The organism is Streptomyces sp. NPDC094032, assembly GCF_040303965.1.
Classification (GTDB): Bacteria; Actinomycetota; Actinomycetes; order Streptomycetales; family Streptomycetaceae; genus Streptomyces.
In genome coordinates this window covers 134,847-159,754 of record NZ_JBEOUE010000006.1, presented here as the reverse complement: position 1 = coordinate 159,754, position 24,908 = coordinate 134,847, and the positions used below count along the sequence as shown (strand labels likewise).

Here is a 24,908-nt window from a genome sequence, read left to right as displayed (position 1 = left end):
CCGGCCCCCCGGCACGGGAGACGGGCGGACGCCTCCGGCCCCCCGGCACGGGAGACGGGCGGACGCCTCCGGCCCCCCGGCACGGGAGACGGGCGGACGCGCCCGGCGCCGGAGGGCAGGCACTCGCCCGCCTCCCCCGCCCCTCCCTCAGCGGCTCTCCACCCATCCCTCCCTCAGCAGCTCTCCACCCGCTCCCCCCGCGTCAGCCCGTACCCCGCCGCCGGATCGAGCAGCAGCGCCACCAGCGCGCGCTGCGACTGACGGAGCGGGACGACCGCACCACCGTCCGGGCTCTCCCGTACGGCGACGCCGTGCAGGTCCAACTCGTCTTTGTACTCGCCGTACTGATCGGCCGTCAGGCGGTACGCGCAGGGCGGGTCGCGGAGGATCTCGGTGGGTTCGGCGGGGTCGTTGTCGGCGCCGCCGAGGAGGATGGGGCCCCGGTCGGTGAAGCCGGTGTGGCGGGCCAGGGCGGTGGCCGCCGCGAGCTGGGCGCGGCGGGCGTCCACGTAGGCGAACAGGCCCTTCACGGCGGCCTTCTGGGTGGTCACCCGGCGGCGTTGGAGCAGGGCGCGGTCGTCGCGCTCGGCCTGGTCGCGGGCGTCCTCCCGGGTCTCGACGAGGAGGCCCACGGCGTGCTTGACGCCCGCCGTGTTGCGCAGGATGCGCTCCTGGCCGTCGCCCGCGACCTGCTTGACGGGCTCCCCGGTGACCGGGTCGGTCCAGATGCCGTAGATGCCGCTGGAGAACCCGGCGCGGGCTCCGGCGGGGCGGACGTACGACTCGGACAGGGCGCGGGACTCGTCGTGGACGTGCGGGTCGGTGTTGAGGTTGCGCGGCCAGAGGGCCAGCAGGTCCTTGTCGTAGTACGGCGGGGTGGCCCCGTACTCGTGGAGGTCGTAGATCAGCTCGGGCCGCCGGTCGCGGACGACCGCGGCGAGCGCCCGGGCCTCGGCGGTGCGCAGGGCCAGGTGGTCGCGGTTGATGTCGACGCCGTCGGCGTTGCCCCGGGTGTCGGCCTGCCGGCCGTCGGGGTTGGCGGTGGGGACGACGAGGAGGGTCGTACGGGCGAGGAAGCGGCGGGTCTCGGCGTCCCGGGCGTAGGCCAGGTCCCGCAGGGTGCTCAGGCAGGTCTCGCGTCCGGCGGGCTCGTCGCCGTGCTGGGAGCAGATGAGCAGCACGGTCGTGGGCCCGGTGCCGAGGGTGGCCAGGTGCAGCGGGCGGTGCTGCTTCGTGGTGCCGATCGCGCGGACGGACAGGCGCGGACTGGCGCGGTCCACGGCGGCGAGGAAGGACAGCTCCTCGGCCTCCGTGGTCCACCGGGCCCCGTCGCTGGTCTCGAATCCGGTCCTCGGGGGCGCCGGCGGGGCCGTGCCGCCCGCGGCCTGGGTCGGGGTGGCGAGCAGGGGCAGGGCGAGGGCGGCGGCGCCCACCGCGAGGGTGAGCGCGCGCCGTCGGGTGCGGAGGGGAGGGGTCATCGGGCCTCACCGGGGATCGGGGCGCCGGTCCGCGCGGGGGCGGCACGGCCGGCCGGGGCGTCACCGGGCTGAACGCGGGCGCCCGGCGCGAGGTCACCGGAGGTCGCCCGGTCGAAGGCACGGGCTCCGCCGAGCAGCGGCACCCTGGCCCAGGTGCGGGTCAGGTCGAGGGTGACGGTGGGCTTCGTCGCCGGGGGGTCGATGAGGTCCTTGTCGGTGCCCGCGACGATGAGGGCGAGGCGGTGTCCGGCCGGGACGACGTGGTCGGTGGGCGCCAGCTTCAGGGTGATCGTGTACGCCTGGCCGGGGGTGAGCGGCCGGCCCACGCGCGGGTCGGCCCAGGTGCCGAGGTCGGCCCAGCCGCGGCTGACGACCGTGTAGCCGACGTCCGCCGTGCGCGCCTGGGTGTCCTTGAAGCAGGCGCTGTCGCCAGGGGTGCTCGCGCCCCAGCAGCTGCGGCCGGTGAGGGTGGTGATGCCCTCGCCGGGCTCCGCGTAGGCACGGATCGTGTCGGGGCCGAGGTCGACGAGGACGGCGCTGAGGTGGGCGCTGGAGGTCGTCGGGGTGGCCGTGACGGTGACCGTGGAGGATCCGGAGATCCGCAGGTCACGGGTGAGCGGGCTGGTGCTGAAGCCGGCCTTGGCGGGCGTGGGGCGGTCGATGTCGGCGGCCCAGTCGAGCTCGCTCAGGGCCGGGTCGTCGGTGAAGGTCTCGGTGGCGCCGCGCGCGGCGCGGGCCCGGTCGAGGACGCCGACCCCGGGGGCACCGCCCGTGGCGGGGCGCAGCACGGTGGGCGCGGTGCCGCGGGCGGGCCAGACGCGGTCGGTGGTCCAGCGGTCGGGGGCACGCTCGATGTCGGCCATCGGCTCGCGGTCGATGCCGTTGTCGTAGCCGAGGAGGTAGTGGTCGAACCAGCGGTGCAGGGTGCGGACCCAGTCGGCGCGCCGGAAGTCGAAGGGGTCGACATGGCCGGTCTGGGAGAGCCAGATCTTGCGCTCGACGCCGTTGGCGGCGAGGGCGTCCCACCACTGGCCGAACTGGTTGGCGCGCACGTTGAGGTCCTGCTGCCCGTGCACGACGAAGACGCTGGCCTTCACCTTCCCGGCGTCGGCGACGTAGTCCCGCTCGCTCCAGGCGGGGGTCCAGTCGCCGCTGTACGGGGTGGCCTTCGCGATCCGCTCCTGGACGGCGCCGCAACGGGCCTTGGCGTCCGGGCTGTTGACGTAGTCGGAGAGCCAGGTGGGGTTGGCGTCGTAGAGCGGGGCGCCCTGGGAGTGGAAGTAGTCGTACCAGGACGAGATCGAGCCGATGGGGACGATGGTGCGCAGGCCCTCGACGCCGGTCGCGGCGACGCCGTTGGCGATGGTGCCGTCCCAGCTCTTGCCGATCATGCCCACGTTCCCCGTGGACCAGGTGGTGGCGCGGGCGCGGTCGGTCCCGGTGCGGGTGGTGTAGCCGCGGGCGCGGCCGTTGAGCCAGTCGACGACGGCCTTGGCGGACTGGATGTCGGAGCGTCCGCCGACGTCGTCGCAGCCGTCGGAGCGGCTGGTCCCGGCGAGGTCGACGGCGACGAAGGCGTACCCGCGCGGGACGAAGTAGTTGTCGTAGTACAGCGGGAACTGGACGGGGTTGCCGTCGGCGTCGTAGGTCTTGCGCTGGCCCTCGTTGCCCCGGCCGCAGCAGGCGTAGTAGGGGCTGGCGTCCATGATGACCGGAATCTTCCGGCCGGCCGCCGCGGGTTCGCGGGGGCGGACGATGTCGACGGCGACGCGGTCGGTGCGCCCGTCGGCGTCCGCGTCGAGGCCGGTGTCGACCCAGACGGACTCGCGGACGGCGGTCTCGTAGGAGTAGACGGGCGCGGACTCCCGTACGCCCGTGGCGGATCGGTCGCCGACCGGCTGGGCCCCGGCGGCCGGCGCGAAGGCGGCCAGCAGGGCGGCCGTGGCGGCGACGGCCAGTGTTCTGCACGACAGACGAGCTCTACGGGTTCTCCGCACACGTATCGGCATGGGGCGGAACGTACCGTCCGGCGGCCCCCAGCAAAAGGGTGCCGCACGGGGCGGGCGGTGCGGAGGGTTCATGTCGGCCGAATGGCGATCATGTGACGGGGGGTGCTCTGGACGTGACGGCCTGTCGGAGGGCTGAATAGGGTCGCTAAGGACCGACGACCACCCGTGCGTCTTACGATTCTTACGACTTGGGGAGCACCCGTGCACCGCAGAATCATCGTTCCGAGCGCCCTCGCGGCCGGCCTGCTGCTGGCGATCCCGGCATCCGCCGCCGACTTCACCCCGGGCGCGCCGGGCATCGGCGACTCCTACTACCCCGCCAGCGGCAACGGCGGCTACGACGTCTCGCACTACGACCTGCGGCTGAAGTACCAGCCCGCGACGGACCTGCTGGAGGGCACGGCGACGCTGCTCGCCACCACCAAGCAGAACCTGTCCCGTTTCAACCTCGACCTCGGCCTGAAGGTCAGCGAGGTGCGGGTGAACGGGCGCGTCGCGAAGTTCGCCACCTCCGGCGACCACGAGCTGGAGATCACCCCGGCGACTCCGCTGGAGAAGAACAAGTCGGTCTCGATCGTGGTCCGTTACGCGGGCAAGCCGTCCGAGGTGAAGATAGGCGGCTGGTCCGCCTGGGCCCGTACGCCGGACGGCGGCGTCGCCGCGCAGGAGCCGGATTCGGCCGTCTGGTGGTTCCCGTCCAACGACCACCCGCTGGACAAGGCGACCTTCGACGTCTCCGTCCTGGTGCCGGACGGCCACCAGGCCATCAGCAACGGCGTGCTCCAGTCGCAGTCCTCGAAGCTGGGCTGGACGCGCTTCAACTGGCGCTCCAACAAGCCGCAGGCGACGTATCTCGCCACGCTGGCGGTCGGCAAGTTCGACATCACGACGGACAAGACCGCGAACGGGCTGCCGGTCCTGAACGCCTACAGCAAGGACCTGGGCGACAACGCCGGAGCGGCCCGCGCCTCCATCGAGCGCACCACCGAGGTCGCGGAGTGGCTGGAGTCGGTCTTCGGCCCGTACCCGTTCAACTCCCTGGGCGGCTATGTGCCGAACGTGACCAGCGGCTTCGCCCTGGAGACCCAGACCCGGCCGTTCTACAGCCCGCGGCAGTTCGCCAACGGGGCGAACGTCTCCGTCGTCGTCCATGAGCTGGCCCACCAGTGGTACGGCGACAGCGTGTCGGTCGCCGACTGGAAGGACATCTGGATCAACGAGGGCTTCGCCCGCTACAGCCAGTGGCTGTGGTCGGAGAAGGAGGGCGAGGGCACGGCGCAGGAGCTCGCCGACTACGTCTACCAGACCCGCGCGGCGGACGACCCGTTCTGGACCGTGAAGCCGGGCGACCCGGGCGCGGACGACCAGTTCCACATCGCCGTGTACGACCGGGGCGCGCTGGCGCTCCAGGCGCTGCGCAACGAGGTCGGCGACGAGGACTTCTTCGCGATCCTCAAGGGCTGGCCGCAGGAGCACGCGTACGGCAACGCGAAGGTGTCCGACTTCGCGAAGTACGCGGAGAAGGTCTCCGGCAAGCCGCTGGCGGGGCTCTTCGACACCTGGCTCTACCAGCCGGTGAAGCCGGCCGCCCCGGCGGCGGCCGAGGCGGGCCTGAAGGCGCCCGCGGCGGCTCCGGCGGCGCGTTCGGCGAAGAGCACCGCTGCGGGTACGGCGAAGAGCGCGGCGCCGAAGCCGGTGCAGCCGAAGTCGTGGAAGAAGATCGCGGAGACGAACACGATCCACGAGAACGACGCGCACTGAGCCGAGTGCCCGGTCGTCGGCCCGCCGTGTCCTTCCCCGCGCCGACGGGAGGGACACGGCGGGCGCGCGGGGCGGGAGCGGGGGTGAGAGCGCTTTCCCGGGTGGGTCCGGCCCGCCGGGCCGACCGGTTACCCTCGTGGCGTCAGTACGGACCGCCGCGACGCCCCGAGGAGCCGGCCTTGAGCGAAACCGTGCCCGGTGGGCGCCCCACCCTGGAAGCGGTCGCCGCGCGGGCGGGCGTGTCCCGCGCCACCGCCTCCCGCGTCGTGAACGGCGGGGCGGGCGTGCGCGAGGCCCTGGTGGAGAAGGTCCGCAAGGCCGTCGACGAGCTCGGCTACATCCCGAACCACGCCGCGCGCACCCTGGTGACCCGCCGCAACGGGGCCGTCGCGGTGATCATCGCCGAGCCGGAGTTCCGGATCTTCTCGGACCCGTTCTTCGAGCGTCAGGTACGGGGCATCAGCCGGGAACTGACCGCGTTCGACACCCAGTTGGTGCTGCTGTGGGCGGAGGACTCCGGCGACCACGAGCGGATCGCGCGCTATCTGGGCGGCGGTCACGTGGACGGCGCGCTCGCCTTCTCGCTCCACGACGACGACGAGCTGCCCGCGATCATCCGCCGCGCCCAGCTCCCGACGGTGTTCGGCGGCCGCCCGGGCTGGACCGGACCCGACGGCCGGCCCGAGGTCCCGTACGTGGACTGCGACAACCGCGGCGGCGCCCGAGCCGCCGTCCGCCACCTCCGTTCCCTCGGTCGCGGCCGCGTCGCCCACATCACGGGCCCGCGCGACCAGACCTCGGCCCTCGACCGCCTCCACGGCTACCGCGACGAACTCCCCGACGCGGCGGCCGACTTGATCGCGGACGGCGACTTCACCCGGGAGAGCGGCGCCCGGGCGATGGCCGCGCTCCTGGACACCCGGCCGGACCTGGACGCGGTCTTCGCGGCCAACGACCTGATGGCGGCGGGCGCCCTGGAGGTCCTGCGGGCGCGGGGCGTGCGCGTGCCGGAGGACGTGGCCGTCGTCGGCTTCGACGACATGCCCGCGGTGGCCGAGTCGACCTCCCCGCCGCTCACGACGGTCCGTCAGGACATCGAGGGCATGGGCCGCATGATGGTCCGTCAGCTCATGCGGACGCTGGACGGCGAACGGGTCGAGGCCCTGATCACCCCGACGGACCTGGTGCGACGCGCTTCGGCCTGAAGCCGGGAGACCCGCGCCCTTGACGGGACCCTGACGGGAGGGGCACTCTCCTCACGCGTCCTGAGAGCGCTCTCAAGCGGTCGGGACCGGTCAGGAGCCAAGGGAGGCCCCCCATGCGCACAGTCAGGGTCCGTAGCGCCGCCGCCGCGGCCGTCCTCGTCGGGGCGCTGGTCGCCGGGTGTTCGTCCGGCGGGGGCGGCACGGGGTCCGGCTCCGCCGGGGGAAAGGTGGAGATCACCGTCGACCTCTTCGGGTCGTTCGGATACCAGGAGGCCGGCCTCTACGCCGACTACGAGAAGGCCCACCCCGGGATCGTCATCAAGCAGACCGACACCGAGGACGAGCAGGACTACTGGAAGTCGCTCCAGACCCGGCTGGCCGGCGGCGGCGGGCTCGCCGACGTGCAGGCGGTCGAGGTCGGGCGGATCGCGTCGGTCACGCGGCAGCAGGGCGACCGCTTCGAGGACCTGCGGACGTACGGGGCGGATGCCCTGAAGGGCGAGTTCGCGAGCGCCACCTGGGCCGCGGCGACCGCCCCGGACGGCGCCGTCCTCGGCCTCGGCACGGACGTCGGGCCCGAGGCCATGTGCTACCGGACGGACCTGCTCAAGCGGGCCGGACTGCCCACCGACCGCACCGAGCTCGCCGCGAAGTGGTCCACCTGGGACGGGTATCTGGAGCTCGGCCGCCAGTACCGGGCGAAGGCGCCCGGCGAGAGCGCCTGGCTGGACAGCGTCGGCAGCCTCTACACCGTCATGGTCGGCCAGGAGAAGGAGCGCTACTACGACGCCTCCGGCGCGCTGGTCTACGACGGCAACCCCGCCGTGCGCCGCGCCTGGGACGCGTCCGTGACCGCCGCGAAGGACGGGCTCAGCGCCAAGCTGGACCAGTGGTCCCCGCAGTGGAACCAGGCCTTCTCGGCCGGCTCCTTCGCCACCCTGCCCTGCCCCGCCTGGATGCTGGGCTACATCAAGGGCCAGGCGGGCGACGCGGGCAAGGGCAAGTGGGACATCGCCAAGCTGCCGGGCGGCGCCGGGAACTGGGGCGGCTCCTTCCTCGCCGTACCGCGCGCGGCGCAGCACAAGAAGGAGGCGTACGAGCTGGTCCGCTGGCTCACGGCGCCCGCCCAGCAGGCCCGGCTCTTCCGGAAGCAGGGCAACTTCCCCTCCTCCACCGGGGCCATCGCCCAGGTCGCCGACGCCACCGACCCGTACTTCTCGGGCGCCCCGATCGGCCGCATCTTCGGCGAGGCGGCGAAGGCCGCCCCCGTACAGATCCTCGGGGTCCACGACAAGAACGTGGCCGACCAGATCACCAACGCGCTCAGCGAAGTGGAGCGGAAGGGCACGGCGCCGGAGGAGGCCTGGTCGCACGCGCGGAAGGGGGTCGAGAACGCCATCGGGTGAGCCCTCCCGAGCCCCCCGCCGCCCCCACCCTCCCGCGAAGGGCCCCGCACGTGACCCTCACCCGGCTGTGGCGCAGCGTGTCCCCGTACGCCTTCCTCGCGCCGTTCTTCACCCTCTTCGCCGCCTTCGGGCTCTTCCCGCTCCTCTACACCGCCTTCGTCTCCCTCTACCGCGTCGAGCTCCAGACGCCCGGCGCGATGGAGTGGCGCGGGCTCGGGAACTACACCGCCCTGCTCACCGACGAGTTCTTCTGGCGGGCGCTGCGCAACACCGTCGTCATCGGCGCCCTGTCGACGGTCCCGCAGCTCCTGATGGCGCTCGGGCTCGCGCACCTGCTCAACTACCGGCTGCGCGGGCGGACGTTCTTCCGCACGGCGATGCTGCTGCCGTACGCGACCTCCGTCGCCGCCGCCACGCTCGTGTTCGCCCAGCTCTACGGGCGGGACTTCGGCCTGGTCAACTATCTGCTGTCGGTGGCGGGCCTGGGCCCGGTCGACTGGCAGGACGGCACCTTCGCCTCACAGGTGGCGGTCTCCTCGATCGTCGTCTGGCGCTGGACCGGGTACAACGCCCTGATCTACCTGGCGGGGATGCAGTCGATCCCCGCCGAGCTGTACGAGGCCGCCGAGATGGACGGTGCTTCGCGCTGGCGCCAGTTCACGCAGGTCACCCTGCCGGGGCTGCGGCCGACCATCGTGTTCACCGTGGTCGTCTCGACGATCGGGGCGACCCAGCTCTTCGGCGAGCCGCTGCTCTTCGAGGGCTCGGTCTCGGGCGGCATCTCGCACCAGTACCAGACGCTGGGGCTCTATCTGTACGAGCAGGGCTGGGGCTTCTTCCACCTGGGGCGGGCGGCGGCCGTGGCGTGGCTGATGTTCCTGCTGATCCTGCTGCTCGTCGGGGTCAACGCCCTGATCGCACGCCGCCGTTCACGCGCCGACGCGGCCGCCGGGGTGGCGGCGTGAGCGCCCGGGCCGGACGCGGCGGGATCGTCACGTACACCGTCCTCGCCCTCGCCGTCCTCGTCTCCGCCTTCCCGTTCTACTGGACCGTCGTCGCCGCGAGCCGCTCCAACGCCGACCTGGCGAAGGTGCCGCCGAGCCTGCTGCCCGGGCCGAACCTGATCCCCAACTTCCAGGCGGTCCTCGACGAGGCCGACATCGGCAGGGCACTGCTCAACTCCCTTCTGGTGTCCGGCTCGATCACCCTCGGCACGGTGCTGTGCTGCACGCTCGCCGGGTTCGCCTTCGCCAAGCTGCGCTTCCGCGGCCGGGGCGCGCTGCTCGCGCTCACGGTGGGCACGATGATGATCCCGCCGCAGCTCGGGGTGATCCCGCTGTTCATGCTGATCGCCGAACTGGGCTGGGTGAACCAGCTCCAGTCGGTGATCCTGCCCGGGCTCGTGTCGGCCTTCGGGGTCTTCTTCATGCGCCAGTTCCTGGTGCAGTCGCTGCCGGACGAGCTGATCGAGGCGGCCCGGGTCGACGGGGCGTCCCCGGCCCGGATCTTCTGGTCGATCGTGGTGCCGGTGGCCCGCCCCGGGATGGCGGTGCTCGGGCTGCTCACCTTCATGAGCGCCTGGAACGACTTCTTCTGGCCCGTCGTCGCGCTCTCCTCGCAGCAGCCGACCGTGCAGGTCGCGCTGCGCCAGCTCGGCGGCGGCTACGTCCACGACCAGTCCGTGGTCATGGCGGGCACCCTGCTCGGCACCCTCCCCGTCCTGCTGGTCTTCGGGCTGCTCGGCCGCCAGATCGTCGGCGGGATCATGCGGGGCGCCGTCAAGGGCTAGGCCGTCCAGGACTCCGCCCCGCGGGCCCCTTTCCGCGCCTTCCACGCCTTTCCGTGCCTTTTCTCCGATACCGGGAGTTTTCCTCTCATGAACGCTCATTTCCCTGCCGGTTTCCGCTGGGGTTCGGCCACCGCCGCCTACCAGGTCGAGGGCGCGGCGGCCGAGGACGGCCGCACCCCGTCGATCTGGGACACCTTCAGCCGTACCCCGGGCAAGGTGCGCAACGGCGACACCGGCGACACCGCCACCGACCACTACCACCGGTCGCGCGAGGACGTCGCCCTGATGAAGGAGCTCGGCCTCACCGACTACCGCTTCTCGCTCTCCTGGTCACGCGTCCTGCCGGGCGGCCGGGGCCCCGTCTCGCAGAAGGGGCTCGACTTCTACCGGCGGCTCGCCGACGAGCTCCTGGACGCCGGGATCCGGCCGGTCGCCACGCTCTACCACTGGGACCTGCCCCAGGAGCTGGAGGACGCGGGCGGCTGGCCGGAGCGCGAGACGGCGGAGCGGTTCGCGGAGTACGCAGGGCGCGCGGCGGAGGCGCTCGGCGACCGGATCGGGACATGGACCACGCTCAACGAGCCGTGGTGCGCCGCCTTCCTCGGGTACGGCTCCGGGGAGCACGCCCCGGGCCGCGCCGACGACCGGGCCGCGCTGCGCGCCGCCCACCACCTCAATCTGGCGCACGGCCTCGGGGTGCGGGCGCTGCGGGCCGTGCTGCCGGCCTCCGCCGAGGTGTCGCTCACGCTCAACCCGCACGCGCTGCGGCCGCACACGGACACGCCGGAGGACCGGGACGCGGTCCGCCGGATCGACGCCGTCGGCAACCGGATCTTCCTGGACCCGGTCTTCCACGGGCGCCTGCCGGCCGATCTGGTCGCCGACACGGCCGCCGTGACGGACTGGTCCTTCGTCCACGACGGCGACCTGGACACGATCGCCTCGCCGATCGACTCGCTGGGGGTCAACTACTACTCCCCGGCGGTGGTCGCGGCGGGCAGCTCCGCGACGCCGTCCCCGTGGCCGGGCGCCGCCGGGCATGTGCGGTTCGTGCCGCTGCCGGGTCCGCGCACCGCGATGGACTGGCCGGTGGACGCGGACGGCCTGTACGAGCTGCTGGTCCGGCTGCGGGACGAGCTGCCGGGCGTACCGCTGCTGATCACGGAGAACGGGGCCGCGTACGACGACTACGCGGACCCCGAGGGCGGGGTGCACGACCCCGAGCGCGTCGCCTACCTGGGCGCGCATCTGGCGGCGGCGCGGCGGGCGCTTGCCGACGGGGTGGACCTGCGCGGGTACTTCGTGTGGTCGCTGCTCGACAACTTCGAGTGGGCCCACGGCTACGGCAGGCGGTTCGGGATCGTCCATGTGGACTTCCCGACCGGCCGCCGCACGCCGAAGGACAGCTTCCGCTGGTACGGGGAGGTCATCGCCCGGAACGGGCTGCCGTCCCGGTGACCCGGGCCGCGCGGCGGGCCTCGTGGGCCAGCGGCAGATAGCGCAGCCGCTCGGGGAGTACGGGCACCACGGCCCGTACGACCCGGGCGAGCCTCTTCAGCCGCCGCTCCTGGGCGTCCGTCCACTCCAGGCCGATCGCCTCGCGCGCGTCCGGCGGCATGAGACCGACGGTGAGGAAGGCCCGGGCCCGCAGAAACGGTCCCCTGAGCAGCGGCCACACCGCCTTCAGGGCGAGCCGTACGGGCAGCGGGCCGCGGTCGGGGGCCGGTACGGGCAGGTCGGTGGCGAGGAGCTCGCGGACGACGACGGTGGCCTCCAGCTCCTCGGCGAGGACCCGGCGGTAGTACGGCCAGAACTCCTCGATCGTCTGCGGCATGTCCCGGTCGTGGATGCCGAGCACCCGGCCGACCCGGAGCCACTCGGCGTAGAGCGCGCGGTCCTGGGCCTCGGTGAGGGGGCGGGCCAGATAGCGCAGGCCGTGGCGGTAGACGGGGTAGCCGGTGGCGTGCACCCAGGAGTAGTACGCGGGGGTCAGCGCGTGGTAGCGGCGGCCGTGGGCGTCGGTGCCCTGGAAGTCCTTGTGGAGCGCGCGCAGCCGCCGCCCCTCCTCGGCGGCTGCCTCCCCGCCGTAGATCCACAGCTGGAGCGAGCGCAGGGAGCGCTCGCCGCGGCCCCAGGGGTCGGTGCGGAAGACCGAGTGGGCGTCGACACCGGCGCCGATGGCGGGGTGCGCGACCTGCATGGTGAGCGCGGCGGGCAGCATGAGCAGGGCGCGGACGTCCCCGGCGACGCTCCACAGGACACCGCCGACGGGCGGCGGGAGGGGGTCGTCGTGCCGAGGCCTCGCCTGCCGCCTCGTCTGCTGCGGCGGCTGCTGGGTCGTCTGCTGCGGCGTCTGCTGGGTCGCCTGCTGTCGCTCGGTTCGCTGGGGCACCCGTACATCCTCTCGATGGCGCTTCTCAGGCTGCCCGGTCCGCTCGCGCGGGCACGGGCGGACATGACGCGGGGCCGCGCCCCGGGCCGGTGGGCCCGGGGCGCGGCCCCGTACGGACGTGCGCGTGGTGCGTCAGCCGCGGTCGGCGCCGACCGGCTCGCCGACGATGCGGCCGGCCAGGGCGTGGGCCCAGGCGTCGACGTCGGCGTTGAGCTCGCGCTCGGCGGCGGCGCGCTCGGCGGCGATCTTCTCGGCACCGGCGGCCAGGATGGTCTCGCGCTCGCGCAGACCCTCGGCGCGGGAGGCGGCGATGGCGGCGGCGCCCTCCTCGGTGGCCTGGGCGCGGATGCGGGCGGCGTCGTGGCGGGCCTCGGCGAGCTCGGCCTCGTACTGCTCGCGGATCGCGGTGGCCTCGCCACGCAGGTCGTCGGCGCGCTCGGTGCCGCCTTCGATGGCGTCCTCACGCTCGGTGAGGGTGCGGTTGATCTTCGGGAGGATCCCCTTGGCGAGGATCAGGAAGGTGATGCCGAAGATCACGAAGCCGATGATGAGCTCGGCCCACACCGGGTTGAGCGGACCGAGGTCCATGTTGAAGATCTGCGAGTTCTGCGCGAGGGTCATGGGCGCATCCTACCTAATCGCAAAAGCGGCAATTCGGGCGAGTGAACGAGAGTTGGCGCGTTCGTGCGCGTCACGCAAGATTCGCGGCATCCAATGGCTACCGGAAGGTAACTACGGCTGATTTGATGTGCGGCGCCGGTCCTCCGACCCCCATACTTTCACGGGAGTTTCCAGTGCCGTTCTCCACGTTCCGCCGGATCCCCGGCGCGGCCCTGTCCGTCGCGCTCGCCGCCGCCACGCTCACCGCCGTGGCGCCCGCGGCTTCGGCCGCCTCGGCCGGCGACACCGCCGCGACGACGCCGCGTCTGAAGGTGCTGACCTACAACACCTTCCTGATGTCCAAGAACCTCTACCCGAACTGGGGCCAGGACCACCGGGCCGCCGCGATCCCCGCGGCGCCCTTCTTCCAGGGCAACGACGTGGTGGTGCTCCAGGAGGCCTTCGACAACGCCGCCTCCGACGCGCTCAAGGCGAACGCCGCCGCGCGGTACCCGTACCAGACGCCCGTCGTGGGGCGCTCCAAGTCGGGCTGGGACGCCACCGGCGGCTCGTACTCCGCCACGACCCCCGAGGACGGCGGGGTGACGCTGCTCAGCAAGTGGCCGGTGGTCCGCAAGGAGCAGTACGTCTACAAGGACGCGTGCGGCGCGGACTGGTGGTCGAACAAGGGCTTCGTCTACGCGGTCCTCGACGTGAACGGCACGAAGGTGCACGTCGTCGGCACCCACGCGCAGTCGACCGACCCGGGCTGCTCGGCGGGCGAGGCGGCGCAGATGCGCAGCCGCCAGTTCAAGACCATCGACGCGTTCCTCGACGCCAAGAACATCCCGGCGGACGAGGAGGTCATCGTCGCGGGCGACATGAACGTGGACTCGCACACGCCCGAGTACGCGACCATGCTCGCCGACGCGGACCTTGTCGGGGCGGACGCCCGCACCGGCCACCCGTACTCCTTCGACACGGCGCTGAACTCGATCGCCAACTACCGCTACCCGACCGACCCGCGCGAGGACCTGGACTACGTCCTGTACCGCGCGGGGAACGCGCGCCCGGCGGGCTGGACGAACAACGTGGTCCTGGAGCAGAGCGCGCCCTGGACCGTCTCCAGCTGGGGCAAGAGCTACACGTACACGAACCTGTCGGACCACTACCCGGTGACGGCGTACGCGGCGAACTAGCCGGAAGCCCGGCCCCCGGTTGCCGGGGGCCGGGCCGTACTCAGCGGTCAGGAGGGGCGCCGGGGCTCAGCTCACCTGGAGCGAGACGTCGTCCAGGACGAACGAGGTCTGAAGGGACTGGTCCTCCACCGACGTGAAGCCGACGGTGACGGTCTGGCCCGCGAAGGACGAGAGGTCGTACGACTTCTCGACGTAACCCGAGACCGCGTCCAGGTTGGAGTAGGACGCCAGCTGCCGGCCGCCCACCGTGAGCGTGGCCACGTCATAGGCGACGTTCTCGGTCTCGTCCGTGTCGATGTGGACGAAGAACGAGAGCCGGTAGGAGGCGCAGCCCGTGGGGATGGTCACGGACTGCGCGGCGTTCTCGGTGTAGCTGGTGCCCCGGCCGCCCAGCCACGCCATGTAGCTGCCGCCGTGCGCCGTCTGCCGGTAGTCGTTGGTGATCACGCCCGCGCTCGCGGTCCACGGGCTGCTGCCGTTCTCGAAGCCGCCGTTGACCACGAGCTGGCGCGGCGTGCAGGAGCCGCCGCCGCCCGTGACGGTCAGCGTGTACGTGGTGGTGTGGCTGACGGTGCCCGTGCCGGTGACCGTCAGGGTGTAGGTGCCGGGCGTGGTGCTCGCGCCGACCTGGACGGACAGGGCCGAGGAGCTGCCCGACTGGACGGACGCCGGGCTGAGCGTGGCGGTCACGCCGGCCGGGGCGCCGGTGACGGAGAGAGCCACGGTCTGGGCGGCGCCGCTCACGGTGGCGGTGTTCACCGTCGCCGAGACGGACCCGCCGGGGGCCGCGCTGCCCGCGGCCGGGCTGACGCCGACGGAGAAGTCCTGCGCCGGGGCGGTGCCGCCGACGGCCTGCTTCCAGACGGTGTAGGCGATCCCGTCGGAGCTGCGGTTCAGCACCGTGGCGCTGATGTTGCTCGTGGTGTCGCAGGCGCTGTGGTAGCAGGAGTCGTACGCGGTGTTGGCGGAGCCGCCCCACTTCTGGGCCTGCGCCGAGGTCTTGCGGGCGCTCGCGCCGGCCGCGTATCCGGAGGTCGCGATGCCGCCCTGCTGGAAGGAGTAGTCGTCGCTGCGGCCCTGACCCTCGACGTTCTCCTCGGGCGCCAGGTTCAGGGAGGTCCAGTACGCCTTGAGGGGCGCGGCGGCGGTGGAGTTGAGGTTGTTGATGAAGTAGCCGCCGTTGGTGGAGCCGACCATGTCGAAGTTGTAGTACGCCTTGATGGCCGCGCGGTCCGTGGCGGTGAGGCGGTTGACGTAGAACGCGGAGCCGTTGAGGCCCTGCTCCTCGTCGGTCCACCAGGCGAAGCGGACGTGCTTGGTCATCGTCGGGTTCTTCTGGGCGAGGACCAGGGCGTTCTCAAGCAGGGCCGCCGAGCCCGAGCCGTTGTCGTTGATGCCGGGGCCGGCCGAGACGCTGTCCAGGTGCGCGCCGAACATGACGACCTGGTCGGCGGGGCCGCCCGGCCAGTCGGCGATCAGGTTGTTCGACGGGTAGGTGCAGGAGGAGCAGTTCTGCTCGGTGACCGTGTATCCGGCGGCCTGCAGCTTGCCCTTCACGTAGGCCAGCGACTGGGTGTAACCGGCGCTGCCCGCGCGGCGGTTGCCGCCGTTCTGGCTGGCGATGGTGTTGAGCTGGGCCAGGTGCGCCTGCACGTTGGCGACGTCGACGTCCGGCGGGTCGTTGCCGGGCTGGGTTCCGCCGACGTTGAGCGTGTAGTCGGCGGTGTGCGACAGCGTGGTGCCCTGGCCCTTGACGCCGATGGTGGACGTGCCGGGTGCCGTGGTGGTGGCGGCGGTCAGGGTCAGCACCGAGGACTGGCCGGACTGCACCGTCGCGGGGTTGAAGGAGGCGGTCACCCCGGCGGGCAGGCCGGTGGCGGTCAGCGTCACCGACTGCGCGACGCCGGTCGTGACGGCGGTGCCGACGGTGGTGGTGACGGAGCCGCCCTGCTGAAGGGTGCCGGACGAGGGGTTGAGCGACATGGAGAAGTCGTCGTTCTGACCGCTCGGGGTGCATGTCGGGTCGGCCGACTGGGCGGGCACGGTGATCGCGTCCCAGGCCGCCTTCGTCTTGAGGAAGAGGCCGCAGGTCGCGTCGAGCGACTTCGCGGAGCTGAGCGTCGCCGTGCGGTACTTCTTGTAGCTCATGCTGCTGGTCTTGAGCAGCATGCCGCCGTAGAAGATCTTGCCGGCGGTCTGTATGCCGACGCCCGTGAGGGTGCTCTGGTTGCAGGTGCTGCTGCTGGGCTTGCCGCCGCCGGGGTTGGTGCCCTCGGCCAGCAGGTAGAACCAGTGGTTCAGCGGGCCGGCCGCGGCGTGCACCTCGGTGCCGGGGATCGCCGAGCTGTAGCAGGCCGGGTCGTTGTTGACGGCGGGCGGGTTGTACATGTTGCGGATCGGGCCGCGGCCCTGGAGGTTGATGACCTCGCCCACGGTGTAGTCGGGGACGTCGTAGGGGGCGGGCTCGTTGGCGTACGCCTCGGTCAGCGCGCCGAAGATGTCACCGGTGCCCTCGCCGAGCCCGGCCTCCTGGCCGCTGGTGCCGCCGGGGGTGTTGGTGTCGATGGCGTGCCCGTACTCGTGGGCCACCACGTCCACGCCGGCGATCCACTCGTTGGCGCTGTTGTGCCCGATGGTGACCGAGCTGCCGTCCCAGTAGGCGTTGAGGTCACTGAGCCCGACCTTGCCGGGGAAGCTGCGGCCGTTGCCGTCGACGCCGTTGCGGCCCAGCCACTGGCCGAGCATGTCCCACTGCTTCTGCGCGGCGAACATCAGGTCGACGCAGCCGGTCTCCTTGCTCGTGGGGTTGCCGGTGCCCCAGGAGTCGGAGGACTTCGAGAAGACCGCGTTGGTGCTGTAGTCGGCGCAGCTCAGGCCGGTCCGGCCGGGGTCGCGGAGCGAGTACGTGGAGCCCGAGGCGGTGGTGGCGATGGCGACCGGCCCCGGCCCGTTCCACTTGCTGTTGCCGGTGCCCGCGACGACATCGTCGTACGTATCGACGACGGCACCGGTACGGGCGTCCACGAAGACATGCAGCTTGCTGGGCGCGCTCTTGGTTCGGCCGCGCAGCACGGTCTCCCAGGCCAGCGTCGGCTTGTCGTCCTTGAGCCGGACGACGAGCCGGCTGCTCTCGACCTTGTCGACCGAGACCAGCCGCTTGCGCGAGGCGGCCTCGGCCCGCTTCGCGGTGACCGACGGCCGGGTGGCCACGTCGATGCGCACGGAGGAGGCGGACTGGAGGGCGCGGATCCTGCCGGAGCCGTCGGCGAGGACCACGGCGTCACCGCCGACGACCGGAAGGCCGCGATAGCTGCGCTCGTACGAAACCGAGTAGAGGTCCTTCACCCAAGGGGTGACGAGACGTCGCTCGTACTGCTCCTGGGCCGAGTTGACCAGCGTGTCGAGACCGCTGTCGACCGCGAGGTCCGCGGCCGCGACCGCGCGGGCCACGGGACTGTCCTTCTGCGCCGCCGACGGCCGCGCCGCCGACGCCGTTCCGGCGAGAGCGCCGACGAGGCTCGCGGACAGCGCCATCGCTGCCACGGCCGCCGTCCATCTGATGGGCTGCAACGTGCACTCCGATCGTGGGGGTTCGGGTGTCATCGCCGCCGAGTATGGGCGTGGACATGGCGAACGGAGGTCATCCCTACAGCCATAAGACCCGCGTTATGCCCCCCGGAACCGACCGATTCCGGCCCCCCTCAGTAGAGCGACCCGAAGACGCTGTACGCCCAGAAGCCCACGACCGCCGCGACACAGAGCAGCGCCACCCAGGAGCCGAAGCCGGTGTGCCGGCCCTTGCGCGGCGCCCGCCGGGGAGCGGGCGCGGCCGGCCCGGAGTCGGCGGCCGTCTCGGCGAGCAGCCTGCGGCAGACCGCGGCCAGCTCGGAGGTCCCCGCCGACAGTTCCACGACGACCTCCAGCCGCGCGGGCGCGGTCGTCCCCCCGTCCAGGATCCGCCCGGCCCGCACGAGCGCCTGGTCCTTACCCCCGGTCGGCGCCAGACTGATCCACCGCCGGACATGCTCGCCCCGTATCACCACACCACCCCCGCGCTCGCGGTAAACGGTGTGCTCCTTCCACAACACGGCAGCCAACTCGGCCGCCTTCTCCCTGAGTTGCGCCTGCATACCCTGCCCCCCTATGAGCACCCAAATTCGAACAGCCGCCTGACTCTAGCGCCAGGCCCCCACCCTCCCCCGCCGCCCCCCACGGCTAGGCGCCGAAGTCGTACACCGTGACCGGAATCCCCCGCGCCACCAGCCGCTCGGCGACGAGCGGCTCGACCCGCGCCCACCGACCACCGGCGAGCCCGCACCCGATCCGGGGCATGTGCACGGAGGCCCCCAACTCCACCGCCTTGTCCGCGAGCAGCCCGAGCGCCGCGTCGACCGCCTCGTACCGCACCGGCACCCCACTGCTCCGCCCCGCCCGTATCCCCCGCTGCCCCACCAGATTGGCCACCCACACATACGGCTCCACCCGCACGAACTGCGCCGCCCCGAGCCCGAAGTCGTTCCCCGCCCGCTCCCGGTGCCAACGCCGGTACGCCACCTCCGGCTCGGCCCAACGCGCCGAGACGGCAAGGACGAAGCCCTTCCCCCAGCCACCCAGGTCGTTGCAGACATGCGCGACGACCTTGACCCCCTTACCGCGCGGCGCGGTGGCGTCCCCCCGTACGTACTCGATCCCACTCATGACCTCACCGTACGAGCCACCACTGACAACGGAAGGCCGTCAGAAGTCGTACGGCTTCTCGGTGTTCCAGTTCAGGACGTCGGCCTCGTTCCAGCTGAACCGCGGCCTCTCGCCCTTGGCGTCGACGGAGTAGAAGGGGCCCTCGCGGCCGTCGGTGCCGCGCAGTGCGAGGGCAAAGGACTGCGCCGTGTGGTGGTTCGGGCCGTAGTCGAAGAGGTTGACCGCGCTGTACACTTTGCCTCCCGCGCGGAGCGTGATGCGGCGGTCGCCGCCCGGGTTGTCCTTCGTGGAGTGCGGCAGCGAGGCGGCGTCGACGTCACCGCCCAGCTTCACTGCCGGGTACGAGGTGACCCAGCAGGGCTTGGCGCCCGCGTTCGAGGCGGTGATCAGCAGGTGGTCGCCCTGCTGTCCGGCGAACCGGTGCACCGCGGTGACCATCAGTTCGTCCCCGCGGCACGCCTGGACGCCGGCCGTCGCGCCCCGGCCGTTCGCGTCGGCGTCGCCGCTGCCGTAGGCGGCGAGTCCCAGCGCCAGCGCGGTGGTGACGGCGGCCAGGGCGGCGGAGCGGGCGGTGCGGCGGGAAAGGTGCGTGGTGGTCATGAGGAAAGCCCTCCCATGCTCGGTGGGACACGGCGCCTCCCCCGCCCCCGCGAGGGAACCGACCGTGTCGGCTGTTTCGCTGCACCCCGGAAGATGACGCGGGGGAGGGCCACGTTCACTCCGTTCTGTCCGCATTCGGTAACAGGAAGTACGAATGGCGGGCGCCCGTATCGAGCCCGCCGGGGTCCGTCCGGCCACGGGAGCGGAGTTCGACCGACCGAAGGGGTGTCCATGCGGCCGTCGGCGCCTTCGGCTGCGGCAGTCTGTGGACGACGGTCGCGTCCCGGACGGTGACCGAGACCCGCGCCTGAGCCACAGGGAGTTGTTCCTCACCATGACGACCCACACCGGCCACGAGCCCGGCACAGCGGGCGTTCGCGCCGCCGACCGGCTCACCGCGTTCGTCGACGCGGCGGTCGCCATCGCGCTCACCCTCCTCGCGCTGGACCTACCCATCCCCTCCGGCGACACCACGGGCGCCATGCTCGACTCGATCGCCGACCACACCAAGGAGTACCTCGCCTTCGGGATCAGCTTCGTGGTGATCTCCGCCCACTGGCGCGCCCACCACGAGATCTTCCGCTACGTCCGCGCCCTGGACAGCCGCCTGACCACCCTCACCCTGGCGTGGTTGTTCATGCAGGTCCTGATGCCGTTCGCGACCCGGGTGCTCACCGCCGACGGCGCCTTCCCGCCGCGCTTCAGCCTGTACGCGCTCGTCCAGGTCCTGGCGTCCACCCTGTTCGCGCTGATCATCCGCGAGATCCGGCGCGCACACCTGTACGACACGGACGCCCCGCCCCAGGTGTTCGCCGAGAGCCTGGTCCGGAGCGTCTGCCTGGCCGCCGTCTTCGGGGCGTCCATTCCCCTCGCGTTCCTGCTGAGGGGCCCCGCCGCGTACCTTTGCTGGCTCACGGCACCACTCGTGCTCGCCGCGGCGGGTCGCGTCACCCGTAGAAGGAGATGAAGACCAACATCATGGGTAGCTCATACGCGTTTCCGGTCATGGCGACCTCCGATGCCGCTGAAGCGTTCACCATGGCCCGGCGCCTGCTCCGGCTCGCGGAGAATCGGCATCTGACCACGGTCGACGGGCAAGTCCGGGCGGCCGACGAGGCATCGCTGCGGCGGCTCGCCGTCGTGGTGCCGGAGGGGGCCGACTATCTCGGGCAGGAAACGCCGCTGGCGCTGGAGGTTCCCGAGGACATCGCCGAGGGGACCTTCGAGGAGGCGTTCGTGGGGGCTCTGGGCGATGCTCCGGCCTGGCTCCGGTGGGACGTGGGGGCCTGGCCTGCCGCGACCTTCGGGTACCGCGACACGGAGTACAGCGGGGTGCAGATCGCGTTCAACTCGCGGGATCTGTACTTTGCGCCGCCTCCGCAGGGCGCCGAGTCGCACATGCTCTACATCTGCGTGGGCATGAGCGACCTGAAGCGCGCCCGGTGGCTCGCGAGGCAGGTCGGACTGGAGATCCTGGGCACGCCTGTGCAATCGCTCTGAGCGGAGCCCGTGCGGAGGGCCTGGCGCAGCACCCGGTCGGTCCCACTCTTTTACAGACCTGGTGAGACAGCAATACTGTTCAACCATGGAGCAGCCGAGCGACGAGCACCAGGGTGGCGGGCCCGTCTATACCGTGGACGAGTTGGCCGCGCGGGCCGGGGTGACCGTGCGGACGGTGCGGTTCTATGGGACGCGGGGGCTGTTGCCGCCGCCCGTGATCGGGGCGCGGCGGGTCGGGTGGTACGGGCCCGGGCATCTGTCGCGGCTCGCGTTGATCGAGGAGTTGCGGCGGCAGGGGATGACGCTCGCGGCGATCGAGCGGTATCTGGAGCAGCTGCCGGCCGATCTGAGCGCGCGGGACCTGGCCGTGCACCGGGCGCTGGTCGCGGCCTGGGCGCCCGAGTCGGCCGAGGAGATCACGCGGCGTGAGCTGGAGCGGCGGGCGGGGCGGGTGCTCGCGGACCGGGACGTGGAGCGGCTGGCCGCCATGGGGGTGGTGGAGCGGGGGGCGGAGCCGGACGTGTTCCGGTTGGACGGGTCCCTGCTGCGGCTGGGGGTCGAGCTGCTCGATGTGCCCATCGGGCACGAGACGATTCTGGCCTCCCGGACCGTGCTGCTCGCGCACGCGCGGGAGGCCGCGCAGGAGCTGGCCCGGCTCTTCCGGGAGCAGGTGTGGAACCCGTACCGGGAGAGCGGCGAGGACCCGGATCACCTGGCCGCGATGAAGTCGCTCTCGGCGGAGATGCAGCCGATGGTGATCCAGGCCCTCGTCACGGCCTTTCAGCGGTCGCTGAGCGAGGAGCTCGGGGCGGCGTTCAGGACGCCGCGTCCGTGAAGATCTCGCCCCGTTCCGCCTTCTCCAGCAGGAGCGCGGGCGGGGTGAAGCGCTCGCCGTAGGTCGCCGCCAGCTCGCGGGCGCGCGCCACGAAGCCGGCGACGCCTCCCTCGTACCCGTTGACGTACTGGAGCACGCCGCCCGTCCACGCGGGGAAGCCGATGCCCAGGATGGAGCCGATGTTGGCGTCGGCGACGGAGGTCAGGACGCCCTCCTCGACGAGGCGGACGGTGTCCAGGGCCTCCGCGAAGAGCATGCGTTCCTGCATGTCCTCGAAGGGGATGGCCACGTCCGGCTTGGTGAAGTGCTCGCGCAGGCCGGGCCAGAGCTTTCCGCGCTTGCCGTCCTCGGCGTAGTCGTAGAAGCCCGCGCCGCCGCTGCGGCCGGTGCGGCCGAACTCTTCGACCATGCGGTCGACGACCAGCTCGCCGGGGTGGGAGGTCCAGGTGCCGCCGGCCTCCTCCACCGCCTTCTTCGACTCGTTGCGGATCTTGCGGGGCAGGGTGAGGGTCAGCTCGTCCATCAGGGAGAGGACCTTCGCCGGGTAGCCGGCCTGCGCGGCGGCCTGCTCGACGGAGGCGGGCTCGGCGCCCTCGCCGATCATGGCGACGCCCTCGTTGATGAAGTGGCCGATGACGCGGGAGGTGAAGAAGCCGCGCGAGTCGTTGACGACGATCGGGGTCTTGTTGATCTGGCGGACCAGGTCGAAGGCGCGGGCCAGGGCCTCGTCGCCGGTCGCCCCGCCCTTGATGATCTCGACCAGCGGCATCTTGTCGACGGGCGAGAAGAAGTGCAGGCCGATGAAGTCGGCCCGGCGCTCCACGCCCTCCGCGAGGACCGTGATGGGCAGGGTGGAGGTGTTGGAGCAGAGCAGCGCGTCGGGCTCCACCACGTGCTGGATCTCCTGGAACACCTTGTGCTTGAGCGCGGTGTCCTCGAAGACCGCCTCGATGACGGCGTCGCAGCCCGCCAGGTCCGCCACGTCGCCGGTGGGGGTGATGAGGGCGAGGAGCGCGTCGGCCTTCTCCGGGGTCGTGCGGCCCTTGGCTACGGCCTTGGCGCACAGCTTCTCGGAGTAGGCCTTGCCCTTGGCGGCGGATTCCGTCGAAACGTCCTTCAGGACGACCTCGATGCCCGCGCGCGCGCAGGAGTACGCGATGCCCGCGCCCATCATGCCGGCGCCGAGGACGGCGACCTTGCGGACCTTGCGCGGGGCGATGCCCTGGGGGCGGTTGGCGCCGGAGTTGACGGCCTGGAGGTCGAAGAAGAAGGCCTGGATCATGTTCTTCGCGGTCTGGCCGGTGACCAGCTCGGTGAAGTACCGGCTCTCGATGATGAGCGCGGTCTCGAAGTCGACCTGGGAGCCCTCGACGGCCGCCGCCATGATGTTGCGGGGGGCAGGATAGGGGGCGCCGTTCAGCTGCTTGCGCAGGTTGGCGGGGAAGGCCGGCAGGTTGGCGGCGAAGCGCGGGTTCGACGGCGTGCCGCCGGGGATCTTGTAGCCGGGCACGTCCCAGGGCTGCTGGGACTCGGGGTGGGCGTCGATGAAGGCGCGCGCCTTGGCGAGCAGTTCCTCCGGGGTGGCGGCCAGCTCGTGCACCAGGCCGTTGTCGAGCGCGCGCTTCGGGGCGTACTGGGTGCCCTGGAGCAGCACCTTGAGCAGCGCGTCCGTGATGCCCATGAGGCGTACGGTGCGGGCGACCCCGCCGCCGCCGGGCAGCAGGCCGAGGGTGACCTCGGGCAGGCCGATCTTGGAGCCGGGGGCGTCGAGGGCGACGCGGTGGTGGGAGGCGAGCGCGATCTCGTAGCCGCCGCCGAGCGCGGCGCCGTTGATCGCGGCGACGACCGGCTTGCCGAGGGTCTCGATGCGGCGCAGCGCGCGCTTCATCTCCAGGGCGGCGTCGAAGATCGCCCGGGCGTCCTCGGGTCCTGCCTTGATCATGTCCTTGAGGTCGCCGCCCGCGAAGAAGGTCTTCTTCGCCGAGGTGTAGATGATGCCGCGAATGGAGTCCTTCTCGGCCTCCGCGCGCTCGGCGACGGCGATGATGGAGGCCCGGAAGGCCTGGTTCATGGTGTTCGCGGACTGGTTCGGGTCGTCCAGGACGAGGGTGACGACACCGGTCTCGTCCTGCTCCCAGCGGATCGTGGTGCTCTCGCTCATGACTGCTGCTTCTCCGTAAGGGGGTTCGGACCGGGCGGTCAGACGCGCTCGACGATGGTGGCGATGCCCATGCCGCCGCCGACGCAGAGAGTGGCGAGGCCGTAGCGCTTGTCCTGCCGCTCCAGCTCGTCGACGAGCGTGCCGAGGATCATCGCGCCGGTGGCGCCGAGCGGGTGGCCGAGCGCGATGGCGCCGCCGTTGACGTTGACCTTGTCGAGGCTGACGCCCATCTCCTTGACGAAGCGCAGGACGACGGCGGCGAAGGCCTCGTTGATCTCGATCAGGTCGATGTCGTCGATGGTCAGTCCGGCCTTGGCGAGCGCCTTGCGGGTGGCGGGGGCGGGTCCGGTGAGCATGATGGTCGGCTCGGAGCCGGAGACGGCGGCGGCGACGATCCGGGCGCGGGGCGTCAGCCCGTAGCGCTCACCGACCTCCTTGGAGCCGATGGCGACGAGGGAGGCGCCGTCCACGATGCCGGAGGAGTTGCCCGCGTGGTGCACGTGGTCGATCTCCTCGACCCAGTGGTATTTCTGCAGCGCCACCGCGTCGAAGCCGCCGAGCTCGCCGATGTCGGCGAAGGAGGGCTTGAGCCGGGCGAGGGAGTCGGCGGTGGTGCCGGGGCGCGGGAACTCGTCGCGGTCGAGGACGGTGAGCCCGGCCCGGTCCACGACGGGGACGACGGAGCGGTCGAAGCGCCCGTCCTTGATGGCCGCGGCGGCGCGCTCCTGGGAGAGGGCGGCGTACTCGTCGACGTCGCGGCGGCTGAAGCCCTCGATGGTGGCGATGAGGTCGGCGCCGATGCCCTGGGGGACGAAGTTGGTGGCGATGTTGGTCATCGGGTCGGCGAACCAGGCGCCGCCGTCGGAGGCCATCGGCACCCGGGACATGGACTCGACGCCGCCGGCCAGGACGAGGTCCTCCCAGCCGGAGCGGACCTTCATCGCGGCCATGTTGACGGCTTCGAGTCCGGAGGCGCAGAAGCGGTTCTCCTGGACTCCGGCGACGGTGTCCGGCAGTCCGGCGGCGACGGCGGCGATCCGGGCGATGTCGGAGCCCTGGTCGCCGACCGGGCCGACGACGCCGAGGACGATGTCGTCGATGGCGGCCGGGTCGAGGCCGGGGAAGCGGGAGCGGATCTCGTGGATGAGGCCGACGACGAGGTCGATCGGCTTGGTGCCGTGCAGGCTCCCGTTGGCCTTGCCGCGGCCGCGCGGGGTGCGGATAGCGTCGTAGACGTACGCTTCGGTGGTCACGATGTTGCCTTTCGCATGAGGG

The 24,908-nt window shown here is 72.1% G+C and carries 20 protein-coding genes; 10 read left to right on the top strand and 10 right to left on the bottom strand.

All coding sequences use genetic code 11. From position 1 onward, the window contains the following. Positions 1-173: 173 nt before the first annotated feature. Together ABTZ54_RS11825 and ABTZ54_RS11820 are read right to left on the bottom strand one after the other, a co-directional pair. Positions 174-1,478 carry a M14 family metallopeptidase gene (locus tag ABTZ54_RS11825; protein ID WP_351660442.1) on the bottom strand — a complete coding sequence of 435 codons (1,305 nt, stop codon included), beginning with the start codon at positions 1,476-1,478 and terminating at the stop codon, positions 174-176. Continuing rightward, positions 1,475-3,487, bottom strand: a complete 2,013-nt coding sequence (locus ABTZ54_RS11820) for a Xaa-Pro dipeptidyl-peptidase (RefSeq protein WP_351660439.1) — start codon at positions 3,485-3,487, stop codon at positions 1,475-1,477. Before ABTZ54_RS11820 ends, ABTZ54_RS11825 begins: the two co-directional genes overlap by 4 nt. Positions 3,488-3,688: 201 nt before the next feature. On the opposite strand from ABTZ54_RS11820, the gene ABTZ54_RS11815 reads away from it, so the two are divergent. From ABTZ54_RS11815 to ABTZ54_RS11790, 6 genes are all read left to right on the top strand, one after another. Continuing rightward, positions 3,689-5,248: a M1 family metallopeptidase gene (locus ABTZ54_RS11815; protein ID WP_351660435.1), complete on the top strand. Its 1,560-nt coding sequence runs from the start codon at positions 3,689-3,691 to the stop codon at positions 5,246-5,248. A 179-nt stretch (positions 5,249-5,427) separates the two neighbouring features. Further along, on the top strand, positions 5,428-6,453 hold the full coding sequence (locus ABTZ54_RS11810) for a LacI family DNA-binding transcriptional regulator (protein ID WP_351660432.1): 1,026 nt from the start codon (positions 5,428-5,430) through the stop codon (positions 6,451-6,453). Positions 6,454-6,566: 113 nt separating this feature from the next. Next, positions 6,567-7,859, top strand: coding sequence for an ABC transporter substrate-binding protein (locus tag ABTZ54_RS11805; RefSeq protein ID WP_351660429.1), 1,293 nt, complete (start codon positions 6,567-6,569; stop codon positions 7,857-7,859). Beyond that, the gene (locus tag ABTZ54_RS11800) at positions 7,856-8,824 is read left to right on the top strand and encodes a carbohydrate ABC transporter permease (protein ID WP_502997233.1); all 969 of its coding nucleotides are present in this window, start codon (positions 7,856-7,858) and stop codon (positions 8,822-8,824) included. The genes ABTZ54_RS11805 and ABTZ54_RS11800 overlap by 4 nt, the downstream gene beginning before the upstream one ends. Then, complete coding sequence (locus ABTZ54_RS11795; protein WP_351660335.1) at positions 8,821-9,648, top strand: carbohydrate ABC transporter permease; 828 nt, start codon at positions 8,821-8,823, stop codon at positions 9,646-9,648. Before ABTZ54_RS11800 ends, ABTZ54_RS11795 begins: the two co-directional genes overlap by 4 nt. 87 nt (positions 9,649-9,735) lie before the next feature. Beyond that, positions 9,736-11,106, top strand: a complete 1,371-nt coding sequence (locus ABTZ54_RS11790; RefSeq protein ID WP_351660332.1) for a GH1 family beta-glucosidase — start codon at positions 9,736-9,738, stop codon at positions 11,104-11,106. Here ABTZ54_RS11790 and ABTZ54_RS11785 read toward each other — a convergent pair. Both ABTZ54_RS11785 and ABTZ54_RS11780 read right to left on the bottom strand, forming a co-directional pair. Next, positions 11,075-11,905, bottom strand: coding sequence for an oxygenase MpaB family protein (locus ABTZ54_RS11785; RefSeq protein ID WP_351660859.1), 831 nt, complete (start codon positions 11,903-11,905; stop codon positions 11,075-11,077). The two genes, ABTZ54_RS11790 and ABTZ54_RS11785, sit on opposite strands and share 32 nt — an antisense overlap. A gap of 267 nt (positions 11,906-12,172) precedes the next feature. Then, complete coding sequence (locus ABTZ54_RS11780; RefSeq protein WP_351660330.1) at positions 12,173-12,661, bottom strand: F0F1 ATP synthase subunit B family protein; 489 nt, start codon at positions 12,659-12,661, stop codon at positions 12,173-12,175. 173 nt (positions 12,662-12,834) lie between these two features. Between ABTZ54_RS11780 and sph the strand changes: the two genes are divergently transcribed. After that, a complete protein-coding gene (sph, locus tag ABTZ54_RS11775; RefSeq protein ID WP_351660327.1) occupies positions 12,835-13,839 on the top strand; it encodes a sphingomyelin phosphodiesterase in 1,005 nt (334 codons plus the stop codon). 66 nt (positions 13,840-13,905) lie between these two features. Here the strand turns inward: sph and ABTZ54_RS11770 are convergent, their stop codons facing one another. From ABTZ54_RS11770 to ABTZ54_RS11755, 4 genes are all read right to left on the bottom strand, one after another. Continuing rightward, on the bottom strand, positions 13,906-17,373 hold the full coding sequence (locus tag ABTZ54_RS11770) for a M28 family peptidase (RefSeq protein ID WP_351660856.1): 3,468 nt from the start codon (positions 17,371-17,373) through the stop codon (positions 13,906-13,908). Positions 17,374-17,540: 167 nt separating this feature from the next. Beyond that, on the bottom strand, positions 17,541-17,969 hold the full coding sequence (locus ABTZ54_RS11765) for a hypothetical protein (RefSeq protein ID WP_351660324.1): 429 nt from the start codon (positions 17,967-17,969) through the stop codon (positions 17,541-17,543). An 85-nt stretch (positions 17,970-18,054) separates the two neighbouring features. After that, positions 18,055-18,537: a macro domain-containing protein gene (locus ABTZ54_RS11760; protein WP_351660322.1), complete on the bottom strand. Its 483-nt coding sequence runs from the start codon at positions 18,535-18,537 to the stop codon at positions 18,055-18,057. A gap of 39 nt (positions 18,538-18,576) precedes the next feature. After that, entirely contained in the window at positions 18,577-19,137 is a 561-nt protein-coding gene (locus ABTZ54_RS11755; protein ID WP_351660319.1) for a DUF4232 domain-containing protein, read from the bottom strand. A gap of 334 nt (positions 19,138-19,471) precedes the next feature. On the opposite strand from ABTZ54_RS11755, the gene ABTZ54_RS11750 reads away from it, so the two are divergent. From ABTZ54_RS11750 to ABTZ54_RS11740, 3 genes are all read left to right on the top strand, one after another. Next, positions 19,472-20,104, top strand: coding sequence for a TMEM175 family protein (locus ABTZ54_RS11750; protein WP_351660317.1), 633 nt, complete (start codon positions 19,472-19,474; stop codon positions 20,102-20,104). Then, on the top strand, positions 20,101-20,637 hold the full coding sequence (locus ABTZ54_RS11745) for a hypothetical protein (protein ID WP_351660314.1): 537 nt from the start codon (positions 20,101-20,103) through the stop codon (positions 20,635-20,637). The genes ABTZ54_RS11750 and ABTZ54_RS11745 overlap by 4 nt, the downstream gene beginning before the upstream one ends. 85 nt (positions 20,638-20,722) lie before the next feature. Further along, positions 20,723-21,472: a MerR family transcriptional regulator gene (locus ABTZ54_RS11740; RefSeq protein ID WP_351660311.1), complete on the top strand. Its 750-nt coding sequence runs from the start codon at positions 20,723-20,725 to the stop codon at positions 21,470-21,472. Here ABTZ54_RS11740 and ABTZ54_RS11735 read toward each other — a convergent pair. Both ABTZ54_RS11735 and ABTZ54_RS11730 read right to left on the bottom strand, forming a co-directional pair. Beyond that, positions 21,453-23,633, bottom strand: a complete 2,181-nt coding sequence (locus tag ABTZ54_RS11735; RefSeq protein WP_351660308.1) for a 3-hydroxyacyl-CoA dehydrogenase NAD-binding domain-containing protein — start codon at positions 23,631-23,633, stop codon at positions 21,453-21,455. The two genes, ABTZ54_RS11740 and ABTZ54_RS11735, sit on opposite strands and share 20 nt — an antisense overlap. Before the next feature lie 38 nt (positions 23,634-23,671). Next, a complete protein-coding gene (locus tag ABTZ54_RS11730) occupies positions 23,672-24,886 on the bottom strand; it encodes an acetyl-CoA C-acetyltransferase (protein ID WP_351660305.1) in 1,215 nt (404 codons plus the stop codon). Positions 24,887-24,908: the final 22 nt, after the last annotated feature.

Coding starts and splice junctions, on each gene's coding strand:
- ABTZ54_RS11825 (WP_351660442.1), bottom strand. CDS start 1,478: ATGACCCCTCCCCTCCGCACCCGACGGCGCGCGCTCACCCTCGCGGTG.
- ABTZ54_RS11820 (WP_351660439.1), bottom strand. CDS start 3,487: ATGCCGATACGTGTGCGGAGAACCCGTAGAGCTCGTCTGTCGTGCAGA.
- ABTZ54_RS11805 (WP_351660429.1), top strand. CDS start 6,567: ATGCGCACAGTCAGGGTCCGTAGCGCCGCCGCCGCGGCCGTCCTCGTC.
- ABTZ54_RS11790 (WP_351660332.1), top strand. CDS start 9,736: ATGAACGCTCATTTCCCTGCCGGTTTCCGCTGGGGTTCGGCCACCGCC.
- ABTZ54_RS11780 (WP_351660330.1), bottom strand. CDS start 12,661: ATGACCCTCGCGCAGAACTCGCAGATCTTCAACATGGACCTCGGTCCG.
- ABTZ54_RS11770 (WP_351660856.1), bottom strand. CDS start 17,373: ATGGCGCTGTCCGCGAGCCTCGTCGGCGCTCTCGCCGGAACGGCGTCG.
- ABTZ54_RS11765 (WP_351660324.1), bottom strand. CDS start 17,969: ATGCAGGCGCAACTCAGGGAGAAGGCGGCCGAGTTGGCTGCCGTGTTG.
- ABTZ54_RS11760 (WP_351660322.1), bottom strand. CDS start 18,537: ATGAGTGGGATCGAGTACGTACGGGGGGACGCCACCGCGCCGCGCGGT.
- ABTZ54_RS11755 (WP_351660319.1), bottom strand. CDS start 19,137: ATGACCACCACGCACCTTTCCCGCCGCACCGCCCGCTCCGCCGCCCTG.
- ABTZ54_RS11750 (WP_351660317.1), top strand. CDS start 19,472: ATGACGACCCACACCGGCCACGAGCCCGGCACAGCGGGCGTTCGCGCC.
- ABTZ54_RS11745 (WP_351660314.1), top strand. CDS start 20,101: ATGAAGACCAACATCATGGGTAGCTCATACGCGTTTCCGGTCATGGCG.
- ABTZ54_RS11740 (WP_351660311.1), top strand. CDS start 20,723: ATGGAGCAGCCGAGCGACGAGCACCAGGGTGGCGGGCCCGTCTATACC.
- ABTZ54_RS11735 (WP_351660308.1), bottom strand. CDS start 23,633: ATGAGCGAGAGCACCACGATCCGCTGGGAGCAGGACGAGACCGGTGTC.